The sequence below is a fragment of the Streptomyces sp. NPDC093598 genome (assembly GCF_044764825.1).
Classification (GTDB): Bacteria; Actinomycetota; Actinomycetes; order Streptomycetales; family Streptomycetaceae; genus Streptomyces.
This window is the reverse complement of the sequence record NZ_JBIWIV010000002.1, coordinates 794,209-806,152: the sequence shown is the minus strand read 5'-3', so window position 1 is coordinate 806,152 and position 11,944 is coordinate 794,209. Positions and strand designations below refer to the sequence as shown.

At 70.8% G+C, this 11,944-nt stretch carries 12 protein-coding genes; 4 read left to right on the top strand and 8 right to left on the bottom strand.

The genetic code is table 11. The features are described 5' to 3' along the window. A complete protein-coding gene (locus tag ACIRDU_RS09685; protein ID WP_403576510.1) occupies positions 1-612 on the bottom strand; it encodes a TMEM175 family protein in 612 nt (203 codons plus the stop codon). Between the two features lie 64 nt (positions 613-676). Continuing rightward, positions 677-1,708, bottom strand: coding sequence for a LacI family DNA-binding transcriptional regulator (locus ACIRDU_RS09680; protein WP_403576508.1), 1,032 nt, complete (start codon positions 1,706-1,708; stop codon positions 677-679). Positions 1,709-1,818: 110 nt separating this feature from the next. Between ACIRDU_RS09680 and ACIRDU_RS09675 the strand changes: the two genes are divergently transcribed. Genes ACIRDU_RS09675 through ACIRDU_RS09665 form a run of 3 tightly spaced genes read left to right on the top strand, consistent with a single transcriptional unit; the run spans position 1,819 to position 4,831 of the window. Next, entirely contained in the window at positions 1,819-2,976 is a 1,158-nt protein-coding gene (locus ACIRDU_RS09675; protein WP_403576506.1) for a phytanoyl-CoA dioxygenase family protein, read from the top strand. Positions 2,977-2,984: 8 nt separating this feature from the next. After that, positions 2,985-3,779: an SDR family oxidoreductase gene (locus tag ACIRDU_RS09670; protein WP_403576504.1), complete on the top strand. Its 795-nt coding sequence runs from the start codon at positions 2,985-2,987 to the stop codon at positions 3,777-3,779. Between the two features lie 47 nt (positions 3,780-3,826). Next, the gene (locus ACIRDU_RS09665; RefSeq protein ID WP_403576502.1) at positions 3,827-4,831 is read left to right on the top strand and encodes a Gfo/Idh/MocA family oxidoreductase; all 1,005 of its coding nucleotides are present in this window, start codon (positions 3,827-3,829) and stop codon (positions 4,829-4,831) included. Positions 4,832-4,990: 159 nt separating this feature from the next. On the opposite strand, the gene ACIRDU_RS09660 is transcribed toward ACIRDU_RS09665, so the two are convergent. The 6 genes from ACIRDU_RS09660 to ACIRDU_RS09635 form a co-directional block, all read right to left on the bottom strand. Continuing rightward, positions 4,991-5,596 carry a GPP34 family phosphoprotein gene (locus ACIRDU_RS09660; RefSeq protein WP_403576500.1) on the bottom strand — a complete coding sequence of 202 codons (606 nt, stop codon included), beginning with the start codon at positions 5,594-5,596 and terminating at the stop codon, positions 4,991-4,993. A gap of 71 nt (positions 5,597-5,667) precedes the next feature. Next, complete coding sequence (locus ACIRDU_RS09655; RefSeq protein ID WP_403576499.1) at positions 5,668-6,696, bottom strand: Gfo/Idh/MocA family protein; 1,029 nt, start codon at positions 6,694-6,696, stop codon at positions 5,668-5,670. 18 nt (positions 6,697-6,714) lie between these two features. Then, entirely contained in the window at positions 6,715-7,617 is a 903-nt protein-coding gene (locus ACIRDU_RS09650) for a sugar phosphate isomerase/epimerase family protein (RefSeq protein ID WP_403576497.1), read from the bottom strand. 1 nt (position 7,618) lies between these two features. After that, entirely contained in the window at positions 7,619-8,530 is a 912-nt protein-coding gene (locus ACIRDU_RS09645; RefSeq protein ID WP_403576495.1) for an ATP-binding cassette domain-containing protein, read from the bottom strand. A gap of 5 nt (positions 8,531-8,535) precedes the next feature. Next, positions 8,536-9,612: an ABC transporter permease gene (locus tag ACIRDU_RS09640; RefSeq protein ID WP_403576493.1), complete on the bottom strand. Its 1,077-nt coding sequence runs from the start codon at positions 9,610-9,612 to the stop codon at positions 8,536-8,538. Then, positions 9,612-10,631 (bottom strand): sugar ABC transporter substrate-binding protein, encoded by a 1,020-nt coding sequence (locus ACIRDU_RS09635; protein ID WP_403576491.1) that lies wholly within the window; start codon positions 10,629-10,631, stop codon positions 9,612-9,614. Before ACIRDU_RS09635 ends, ACIRDU_RS09640 begins: the two co-directional genes overlap by 1 nt. Positions 10,632-10,953: 322 nt before the next feature. Here ACIRDU_RS09635 and iolC point away from each other — a divergent pair, with 322 nt between their 5' ends. After that, positions 10,954-11,931, top strand: a complete 978-nt coding sequence (gene iolC / locus ACIRDU_RS09630; RefSeq protein WP_403576489.1) for a 5-dehydro-2-deoxygluconokinase — start codon at positions 10,954-10,956, stop codon at positions 11,929-11,931. The last annotated feature ends 13 nt before the right edge of the window (positions 11,932-11,944 follow it).

Below are 11,944 nucleotides of genomic sequence, written 5' to 3'. Positions count from 1 at the left end.
TCAGCCCGGGGTCTGGAGCCGCCGGCCCAGGTAGATCTTCGTCGGTACGAGGACGAGCCACAGCCACATGATCTCCGGTCCGGTGACGAAGACGAGCGGGACGGTGGCGAGGAAGACCACCACGATCGTGGCGCTGTCGAGGAGGTAGAGCGTGGTCGTCGCCTCGGTGGGCGTGCCGTGGCGCAGCCAGGGGCGCCTCGCCAGGACGGCGGCCACCGCCAGGTGGCAGGCGCCGAGCGCGGCGACGGCCCCCGCGTAGACGGCGACCGACACGGGCTGGTCGCCGTACTCGGCGAGCAGCCGGGTCGGGAAGGGCACGAGGGCCGCGACGCCGAAGCCGACGACGGACAGGCTGATCACCTGTCCGTCGACCTCGCGCACCCCGCGGAAGATCCTGCGGTGGTCGCGCCAGAAGCTGCCGAGCACGGCGACGCTGAGCGCGTAGGCCCCGAGGTCGGGGAGCACCCGGCGCAGGGCCTGCCGGTACTGGTCGGGCTCCAGGCCCCGTGGCACGTAGAGATCCAGGACGAGCAGTGTGATGGCGATGGCGAAGACGCCGTCGGCGAGTGTCAGCAACCGGTCCGGCCCACCGTCCGGGCGCGATGTCCACATGGGCCCGACGGTAGGGGCAGCGCAGGCTCCGCTTCCGGATCCACGCCCGGTCGTGCCGCCCGGATCACACGGCCGCCTGCGGCGGCATGTTGTACGGCGTCACCACCTGGATCGCCGAGGGCAGGGTCGGCCCCGCCGGCGGCAGCGCGCCGTGCGCGCGCATGACGGTGTGGCAGGCCTCGCGCACGTCCTGGCGAAGGTCGTGGTGGAGCACGGCGGACAGGCGGTGGTCGCGCAGCAGTCGGGTGTTGTCCTGGTCGAGGTCGTGCGCGACGAACACGGCGCATGCGCGGCCGAGGTCGTCGAAGGCCCGCAGCGTGGCGATGTTGCCGCCGCCGATGGAGTACACCGCGCGGATGTCCGGGTCGCGTTCCAGCGCGGCCCGGACGAGGTCGTACTGGGTGGCGTCAAGACCCTGCCCCTCGGCGATCTCGACCAGCGTGCGCTCCGGGTGGCGGGCGCGCATGGCGCTGCGGAAGCCCATCTCGCGCTCCTCCTCGTTGCGGAAGAAGCCGCTGCTGAGGCTGGTGAGGATGTTGCCCGGGCGGTCCCCCAGCCACTGGCCCATCAGATACGCGGCCGTCGCGCCCGCCGCCCGGTCGTCTATGCCGACGTAGGCGAGCCGGGCGCTGGCGGGCAGGTCGGTCACCAGCGTCACGACCGGGACGCCGGCGGCTTCGAGGCGGCCTACGGCGGCGGTGACCTCGGGCACGTCCGGGGCCTTGAGGATCACGCCCTGCGAGCCGCGCCGGGCGATGCGGTCCAGGATCCGCACCAGCTCCCCGGCGGGGCCGGTCTCGCGGAAGTGGAAGCGGGAGCGGAGCACCGCCGGATGCAGGGACGGCAGCTCGGCTTCCAGGGCGGCCCTGATCGCCGTGGTGAACCGCTCGGGTGCCTGCATCACGATGTCGACCATGAACGTCCGGCCGACGAGCCGGACCTGCGTGCGCTGCCGGTCGAGATCGGCGACGGCCTGGCGGACCTCCCGCGCGGTGCTCTCGCGCACCCCTCCCCTTCCGTTCAGCACCCGGTCGACGGTCGCCTCGCTCAGGCCCGCCTGACGTGCGATCTCCCGGATCGGGAACGGGTGGCCCATACGTCGGCTCCTTGAGGGGTTTTTGATGGCTCACTGCTGGTTGTTCGAGGGGTTTGTACTGACAAGAATGACAGGGCTGCGTCGCTCCAGTGACCCCCGAAGGGACGACGATGTCCATCACTTCCGTACGCCACCGTGCCTGGCTGTCCGAACAGGACTGCGACCTCGACGTGTTCCGCGCGCTGGTCGAGCAGGCGACCGACCCCGCCGACTATCCGCACGCCTCCGCCGTGGAGCGGAACGTGCCGGTCTACGACTGCGGGCTGCTGGAAGGCGACCGGGTGGTTCAAGCCGAACTCGTGCGGGCGCTCGCCGACGGGCCCGGCATCGTGGTCTTCCGCGGCGCCTTTCCCGACCTTCAGGTCGTGGACCGGGCCACCGACGTGTTCGAGGCGCTGATCGCCGAACAGCGCGCCTCGGGCGTGACGGCCGGTGACCACTTCGCCAGGCCGGGCGCCAACGACCGGGTGTGGAACGCGCTGGAGAAGGCGGCCCTGTACGACGCGGAGACATTCGCCGACTACTACGCCAACGAGATCCTCGCCCTGGTGTCCGCGGCCTGGCTGGGCCCCGGCTACCAGGTCACCTCCCAGCTCAACGTGGTCAACCCGGGCGGCGCCGCCCAGACCGCGCACCGCGACTACCACCTGGGCTTCCTGTCGAACGAGGTCGCCGCCGCCTATCCGGCGCACGTGCACCGCCTCTCCCCCGTGCTGACGCTCCAGGGCGCGGTCGCGCACTGCGACATGCCGGTGGAGTCCGGGCCGACGATGTACCTGCCGCACTCGCAGAAGTACGAGCCGGGCTATCTCGCCTGGCGGCTTCCCGAGTTCCGGGCGTACTTCGAGGCGCACCAGGTGCAACTGCCGCTCGCCAAGGGCGACGCGGTCTTCTTCAACCCGGCCCTCTTCCACGCGGCCGGCACCAACCGCTCGGCGGACATCCGGCGCATGGCCAACCTGCTCCAGGTGTCGTCCGCGTTCGGCCGCGCGATGGAGACGGTGGACCGAGTGGCCCTCGCGGGTGCGGTGTACCCGGTTCTCCTCAAGCGCAAGGCCGAGGGTGCCGACCAGGCGTGGCTGGACAACGTGGTCGCGGCGAGCGCCGAGGGCTACCCCTTCCCGACCAACCTCGACAGCGACCCTCCGGTCGACGGCCTCGCCCCGTCCTCGCAGGCGGATCTGATGCGGCGCGCACTGCGCGAGGAGTGGACGCCGGAGGCGTTCCGGGCGGAGCTGCGGGCCGGTGCCGGACGGCGAGAGAGCTGAGGAACTCGATGGAACATCTCGGACGTAGCGGACTTCTCGACGACAAGGTCGTTCTGGTCAACGGCGGCAGCCAGGGGGTCGGCGCGGCCATCGCGCGGGCCGCCGTGCGCGAGGGGGCGGTCGTGGCCGTCACCGGGCGGCGCGCGCAGCCCGGTGAGGCTCTGGTGGCCGAGCTGGCCGCGGGCGGGGGCAAGGCGCTGTTCGTACGGGCCGATCTCGCGGACGCGGAGCAGGCCAAGGGAGCCGTCGCGGAGGTCGTCGCCGCGTACGGGCGGATCGACTGCCTGGTCAACTCGGCGGGGCTGACGTCCCGGGGCACGCTGCTGGACACCACGCCCGAGCTGTTCGACCAGCACATCGCGATCAATCTGAAGGCGCCGTTCTTCGCGATGCAGGCGACTGTCGCGGACATGGTGGGGCGCGGGGCGCCCGGCACGATCGTCAACATCATCACGTCGTCGGCGCACGGCGGGCAGCCGTTCCTCGCGCCGTACGTCGCCGCCAAGGCGGGGCTGATCGGCCTGACGCGCAACGCCGCGCACGCGCACCGGTTCGACCGGGTCCGGATCAACGGCCTGAACATCGGCTGGACGGCGACCGAGGGCGAGGACGCCACGCAGAAGACCTTCCACGGGGCCGGTGACGACTGGCGCGAGGAGGCCGCCGCGAAGCTGCCCATGGGCAAGCTCGGCCAGCCGGACGAGATCGCCGACTTCGTGGTCTTCCTGCTGTCGGACCGGTCCGGGGTGGTCACCGGGTCGGTGATCGACTGGGACCAGAACGTCCTCGGCGGACTCGACTGAGCACTTCCCCCGCAAGAAACCCGCACTTCCTCCAGGAGCACACCCCCATGCGTATCGGAATCCTCGGCCTCGGCCGCATCGGCGCCTTCCACGCCGAGACCCTCTCCGGACTCGACGCCGTCGACTCCCTCGTCCTGACCGACCCGTTCGCGGACGCCGCCAAGGCCGCCGCCGAGCGGTTCGGGGCCGATGTCGTGGATTCGCCGGAGGCGCTGCTCGCCGCCGGCGTGGACGGCATCGTCGTCGCGGCCGCCACCGACGCCCACCCGGCGCTGATCCTGGCCGGTGTCGAGGCCGGTGTCCCCGTCTTCTGCGAGAAGCCCGTCGCCCGGACCATGGCCGAGGGCGTCGAGGTGCTCAAGGCCGTCCGCGGCCGGGACGTGCCGATCCAGATCGGCTACAACCGCCGTTTCGACGCCGGGTTCGTCAACGCCCGCGCCGCCGTGCGCAGCGGTGAGCTCGGCAAGCTGCACACGGTCCGCTCGACCACGCTGGACCCGGCGCCCCCGCCCGCCGCGTACATCGCCGCCTCCGGCGGCATCTTCCGCGACTGCTCGGTGCACGACTTCGACATCATCCGCTGGGTGACCGGCCGCGAGGTGACCGAGGTGTACGCCGTGGGCGGCAACCGGGGCGCCGAGTACATCAAGGCGGCGGGCGACGCCGACACCACCGGCGCGATCCTCACCCTCGACGACGGCACCATCGCGGTGGTCTCCAACTCCCGCCACAACGCCCGGGGTTACGACGTCCGCATGGAGATCCACGGCTTCCAGGACTCCATCGCCGTGGGCCTGGAGGACAAGCTGCCGCTGCGCTCGGTCGAGCCGGGCGCGACCTTCCCGGCGGGCACCCCGCACGACTTCTTCATGGACCGCTTCACCGCCGCCTACCGCGCCGAACTGACCGCGTTCACCGAGGTCGTCGCCGGCACCCGCCCCTCCCCCTGCACGATCGAGGACGCCCTGGAGGCGGGCTGGATCGCCGACGCGTGCACCCTGTCGCTGCGCGAGCACCGGCCGGTGACGATCGAGGAGGTACGGGCGGTCTGACGTGCCGCGGCGGGGCGGGGCCCGGCTCCCGCCCCGCCATCACCCCGACGGGCCACGGACGAGGGCGATCAGCCGGTGCGGCGCGGTCACCGCCCGCGGGGCGCGCAGGGCCGCACTCTCGGGACTCACGGGCCCGCGGGAGCGCGGGAGCGCGACGGTTCACGCGCCGCGCCAGACGTTGGCGAACGCCGCGTCCTCGACGGCCCGTCGCCGGCGCACGGCGTCCAGCTCCGTCACGGCGCCGACCACCGCGGCGAACACGGTCTGGGCGACGCCGGGGGGCACGGCGAGGTCCTCGGGCACGTCGTCGCGCGCTCCGACGGCGGCCGCGAGGGTGGTGAGCACCGGCTCGTCGGTCGCCCGGCGGTGCCTGGCGCGCTGCCGGGCAGGAGAGTCGACCGGCGTCGGCCCGGCGGCGCCGCGGAAGGGGATCCAGGAGGCGCGCGGCCGCGCGACCAGTCCCTCCTCGGCCAGGACGGTCAGGTACCGCTCGGCCAGTCCGCGGCCCCTGCGCCACAGCCAGTCCTCGACCGTCTCGTACGGCTTGTCACGCACGAGCCCGGCCGCGGCCTGTTCGAGCAGAGGGTCGTCGAGGGGCGGAGTGCGGCGGGGCACGATGCGGTCGTCGTCCAGCGTCACCGCTTCGACGCCGAGGAGGTCGAACACCTCCGCCCCGGCCAGTCCGAGCGACAGGTCACCCTGCGTCACCGGTCGGCTCGTCGCCCCGTCCATCGCCACGATCATCAGGTCGCGTGCCGTGCCCATCACCGCTCCCCTCTACGACACTGTTCACGCTACATGCGGCAAGGGGCCGGGGCAGCGGCCCGAACCCCTTGTCACACGTACAGCGCCGGCTTCTCCGCCAGTTCGATCTCCACCCGGCCACCGTCCTCCAGGGCCCGGACCCCGGCCTCGCACACCGCCGCCGCCGCGTAGCCGTCCCAGACGCTCGGGCCGGTGACCTCGCCGCGGCGGGTGGCGTCGATCCAGGCCTGGATCTCGTGGTCGTAGGCCGTCTCGAAGCGTTCGGTCCAGTCCTGGGCGATGGTGCCGCCCCAGCGGCCGGCCATGTGGGTGACCAGGGCGTGGCCGTCGCCGATGCGGGCGGTGCCGCGTTCGCAGACGACCTCGGCCTGGACCTGGTAGCCGAAGCCGCAGTTGACGAAGATCTCGACGTCGGAGAGAGCACCGCCGTCGGTCTCGAAGACGACGAACTGGGGATCCTGCAGTGCGTCCGGGGCACTGGCCGACGGGGTGGGGCGCAGCACCGTGACGGCGGTGATCTCGTGGCCCAGCAGCCAGCGGGTCGCGTCGGCCTCGTGGGCGACGGAGTCGCTGATGAGCATGGAGCTGGTGAAGAAGGGCGGGCTGGCGACGTTGCGGTGCCGGTTGTGCAGCATGAGCGGGCGGCCCAGCTGGCCCGTCGCCAGCAGGGCCTTCAGCTTCGCGTACTCGGGGTCGTAGCGGCGCATGAAGCCGACCTGGACCCGGCGGTGGCCGAGGCGCAGTTCGGCTTCGAGGACGCGCAGGGCGGAGGCCGCGTCGGGGGTGAGCGGCTTCTCGCACAGGACGGGCAGGTCCCGCTCGAAGGCGGCGAGCAGTGTGGCCTCGTGGGCCGGGCCCGGGGAGGCGATCAGGACGGCGTCGACGTCGGCCGCCGCCATCGCGGCTGACGGGTCGGTGTGGGCCGTGCAGCCGCCGACGCGGGCGGCGACGGCCTTCGCGCGCTCGGCGTCGACGTCGGCGACGGCGACCACCCGTGCTCCGCTGGTGACTTCGTGGATGCGGCGCACATGGTCGGCGCCCATCCTTCCGGTACCGATGACCGCTACACCCAGGACTGTGCGGGGGGCGCGCTCCGTCATGGCCGTCCTTTCGGGTCGTCAGGCGCCGCAGGACCTCAGGAACTTGCGGGTGCGCACCGCGATCGGCAGCGGCTTGTCCGGCTCACAGGGGTACATGTCCTGCTCGACGATGGCGAACAGGTCCACGCCCAGCTTCTGGGCGGCCGTGAGGACGGGACCCAACTCCGGGACACCGGCGGGCGGTTCGCACATCACACCGCGCGCGACGGCCGGGCCGAACGGGACCTCGTTCTTGACGACGTCGGCGAGGATCTCCGGGTCGACCTGCTTGAGGTGCAGATAGCCGATGCGCTCGCCGTACGTCTCGATCAGCTTGACGCTGTCGCCGCCGCAGTAGGCGTAGTGCCCGGTGTCCAGGCAGAGGTTGACGGCGTCGGAGTCGGTGGAGTCGAGGAACTGCTCGACGTGCTCCTCGGTGTCGATGTGGGTGTCGGCGTGCGGGTGGACGACGATGTCCAGGCCGTACCGGTCCTTCACCTCGCGGCCGAGGCGCTCCATGCCCGTGGTGAGGTTGCGCCACTGCTCGGTGGTCAGCTCCGGGGGCTCGAGGATCTCGGCGGTCTTGTCGTCGCGCCAGAAGGACGGGATGACGACCAGGTGCCCCGCGTCCATGGCCTGGGTGAGGGCGGCGACCCGGCTGACCTGCTCCCAGGTGGAGTCCCACTCGGAGGGGCCGCGGTGCAGCCCGCAGAAGATCGTGCCCGCGGAGACCTTGAGGTTCCGCTTGGTCACCTCGTCGGTGAGCCGGGCAGGGTCGGTCGGCAGGTAACCGTACGGGCCGAGTTCTATCCAGGAGTAGCCGGCCTCGGCGACCTCGTCGAGGAAGCGTTCCCAGGGCACCTGCCGGGGGTCGTCGGGGAACCAGACGCCCCAGGAGTCGGGGGCGGAGCCGACCCGGATGCGGTCGAGCGCGAAGGCCATGTCAGGACTTTCCTTCCGAAGACGTGGCTACGGGAGCGGTGAGGTCCCCCTCCTCGGGGAGCTCCTCGACGTCGACGCCGCGAACCTGTGCCAACTCGTGCTTGAGGGAGGCCAGTTCGGCACCGCCGGCCATGTGGTTCGTCAGCTCTTCGAGGCTGACGTCGCTGCGGGAGGCGGACAGCTCCATGGTGCCGAGGCGCAGCACGCTGAAGTGGTCGCCGACCATGTAGGCGTGGTGCGGGTTGTGGGTGATGAAGATGACGCCCAGGCCCTTCTCGCGGGCGGCGGCGATGTACTTCAGCACCACACCGGACTGCTTGACGCCGAGGGCGGCGGTCGGCTCGTCCAGGATGAGGACGCGGGCGCCGAAATAGACGGCGCGGGCGATGGCGACGCACTGGCGCTGGCCGCCGGAGAGCGTGCCGATGGGCTGCTCCAGGTCGTCCAGGACGATGCCCATGTTGCGCAGTTCCTCGTCCGCGGTCTTCTTCATCCGCTCGATGTCGAGACGGCGCACGGGCCAGGGTCCCTTGGTCATCTCGGAACCGAGGAAGAAGTTGCGCCACACCGGCATCAGCGGGACGACCGCGAGGTCCTGGTAGACCGTGGCGATGCCCTTGTCGAGGGCCTCGCGCGGGGTGGAGAAGCGCACCGGTTCACCGTCGACGAGGAACTCGCCCTCGGTGTGCTGGTGCAGACCCGAGATGATCTTGATGAGGGTGGACTTGCCGGCGCCGTTGTCGCCGAGGACGCAGGTCACCTTGCCGGGGTGGACGGTGAGGTCGACGCCGTGCAGGGCGCGGATGTTGCCGTAGGACTTGCCGGCACCGCGGAGTTCGACGAGGGGGCGGTCTCCGGCGGGCGGCTCGTCCTCGAGGACGGCGCCGTGGGTGCCGGTTGTGTTGCTGGTCATTGCGGTCACCTCCGGGTCACCGTGCGCTGGACCCACAGATTGATGAGGACGGCGCCGAGGAGCATCACGCCGAGGAAGGCCTTGAACCAGTCCGGGTTCCAGCCGGCGTAGACGATGCCCTGCTGCACCATGCCGAACATGAAGGCGCCGAAGACCGGGCCGATCGCGGAGCCGTAGCCACCGGTGAGCAGACAACCGCCGATGACGGCCGCGGCGATGTAGATGAGCTCCTGGCCCACGCCCTCGCCGGACTGCACGGTGTTGAAGGAGAACAGCTGGTGCATGCCGACGAACCAGGCGCCGAAGCCGACCAGCATGAACAGGGAGATCTTGGTGAAGGTCACGGGCACACCGACGGCCCGCGCGGAGTCCTTGTTGCCGCCGACGGCGAAGATCCAGTTGCCGTACTTGGTGCGCAGCAGCACCCAGGTCGCCAGGGCCGCGAAGACGAGCCACCACACGACGGTGATCTTGACGTTGACCCCGCCGACGGTGAAGGTCGAGGCGAAGAGCTTCTGCGCCTGGGTGAAGCCCTCCATGTCGCTGATGTCGTCGGTGGCGACATTGCCCGTGACCAGCTTGGTGATCGCGAGGTTCACGCCCTGGAGGATCAGGAACGTGCCCAGGGTGACCAGGAAGCTCGGCAGGCCGGTCTTGACCAGCAGCCAGCCGTTGAAGGCGCCGATCGCGAGCGACACCAGCAGGGCGACGATCACACCGACCCAGACGTTCATGGTCAGCTGGTAGCTGAGCATCGACGCGGTCAGCGCCGAGGTGACCACCGCGACACCGGCGGACAGGTCGAACTCGCCGCCGATCATCAGCAGGGCCACGGGCAGCGCCATGATCCCGATGGTCGACGACTGGTACAGGATGTTGGCCATCGAGCTGCCGTCGCGCACCGGCGGCGCGGCGAACAGGAAGAACACGAGCACGGCGACGGCGCCGAGGAAGACACCGACCTCGGGCCGGGCGAGCAGCCGCAGCGCCGGCGGGCGCTGCCGAGTCCGGCCGTCGGACTGCTTCGGGCCGGGGGCCGGCGGTGTTCCCACCGCCGGCGTGGCCTGCTGGGTCATGCTCATCACCGGGTGCCCTTCGCGGCGAACTCCCCGATCTTGTCGACGTTGGACTTGTCGACGAAGGCCGGGCCGGTCAGCACGGGCTGCTCGCCGCCGCCGCTGTAGTTGCCGTTGTTCTTGTAGAGCCACAGGCCGTCGACGGCCAGGTAGCCCTGGAGGTAGGGCTGCTGGTCGACGGCGAACTGGATGTCGCCGGCCTTGATGGACTTGATGAGGTCCTTGTTGAGGTCGAAGGTGGCGATCTTCGCCTTGCTGCCGGCGTCGCCGACCGACTGCACGGCGGTCAGCGCGAAGGGCGCGCCGAGCGTGACGACGTAGTCGATGGACGGGTCCTGCTTCAGCTTGGCGGTGATCGTCGACTTCACGGACGGCATGTCGGTGCCGTTGACGTTCTGCGGGTCGACCTTGCCGTCGAAGGTCTTGGCGACGCCGTCGCAGCGCTGGGTCAGGCCGACGTTGCCCTGCTCCTGCATGACGCACAGGACGTGCTTGGCGCCGACCTCGTTGAGCTTCTTGCCGAAGGCCTCGCCCGCGACGGACTCGTCCTGGCCGAAGAACTCCAGCAGGTTGAGCTTCTTCCAGTCGCTCAGGCCGGAGTTGAGGCCGACGACCGGTATGCCGGCGCTCTCGGCCTTGCCTATGACGCCCTTGAGGGCGTCCGGCTTGGCGAGGGTGACGGCGATGCCGTCGACCTTCTGGTCGATCGCGTTCTGGACCAGGTTGGCCTGGTTGCCCGCGTTGGGGTCGGCCGAGTAGACGAGCTTGATGTTGTCCTTGGCGGCCGCGGCCTCGGCGCCCTTGCGGACGGTGTCCCAGAAGGTGTCGCCGGGCGCCTGGTGGGTGACGAGGGCGACGGTCATGCGGGGCGTGTTCGCCTTGCCGGCGGAGGCGTTCGCGCCGCCTTCCTCGGACTTCTTGCCCCCGGAACTGCTGGAGCAGCCGGCGAGGGTCAGGGCCGCTGCCGCGGCCACGGCGACGACGGGCGCGAACCTGCGAGAGCGGGGGTGAGAAGAGCGGTCCATCTTTCCTGGCACCTCACTGTGCTACTGCGGGGGAAAGGAAGGGATCACGAAGGGATCCGTGGTCCCGGAGCCTTACGGAGTCCGGATCATGATGCCGCAAACCGACTGTTGCGATGGCACGGGATACAAGTCCCTGCCGCGCCCGCTGTCAATACTTTGTTAAGACATCATTTCACAAGCAGGTCCGAATGTAAGTACAAACTATTGACAGTGCCGCCCTCCGAGACCTACACCTGGGAGGCGGCAGGTCCCGTCCCTCCACGCCCCCACCGTGTCAGGGCGCCTCGGGACCCGCATCCCCAGCTTCCCGAGGAGGTCGCGCATGGCCGAGCCAGCCCAGTATTTCGATGTGATCACGATGGGCCGCATCGGGGTCGACCTGTATCCCCTCCAGACCGGCGTCCCCCTGGCCCAGGTGGAGACGTTCGGGAAATTCCTGGGAGGTTCGGCGGCCAATGTGGCGGTCGCGGCGGCCCGCCTCGGACGCCGCACTGCGGTGATCACGCGCACCGGCGACGACCCCTTCGGCACCTATCTGCACGAGGAGCTCAAGGGCTTCGGCGTCGACGACCGCTGGGTCACCCCGGTCGCCGCGTATCCGACGCCGATCACGTTCTGCGAGATCTTCCCTCCGGACGACTTCCCGCTGTACTTCTACCGCCGCCCCAAGGCACCGGACCTGGAGATCCACACCGACGAGCTGGACTTCTTCGCCATCCGCGGAGCCCGTATCTTCTGGATCACCGGCACCGGCCTGAGCGAGGAGCCCAGCCGCTCCGCCACGCTCGCCGCCCTCAAGGCCCGCGACAAGTCGGGCACGACCGTCTTCGACCTCGACTGGCGGCCGATGTTCTGGCGCGACCCCGAGGAGGCCCGGCCGTACTACCGCGAGGCCCTGCGGCACGCCACGGTCGCGGTCGGCAACCTCGACGAGTGCGAGATCGCCACCGGCGTGCGCGAGCCGCAGGCCTGCGCGGACGCGCTGCTGGAGGCCGGAGTGGAACTGGCCGTCGTCAAGCAGGGCCCCAAGGGCGTCCTGGCCGTGCACCGCGACGGCACCCGGGCCGAGGTGCCGCCGGTGCCGGTCGAGGTGGTCAACGGCCTCGGCGCGGGCGACGCCTTCGGCGGCTCGCTCTGCCACGGTCTGCTCGCCGGCTGGGACCTGGAGCGGACCATGCGCCACGCCAACGCCGCCGGCGCCCTCGTCGCCTCGCGCCTCGCCTGCTCCTCCGCGATGCCCACCGAGTCCGAGGTCGAGGACCTCCTCGCCGGGGTGCCGTCGCCGAGCACGAGTCATTGAAACGGAGCCTTCC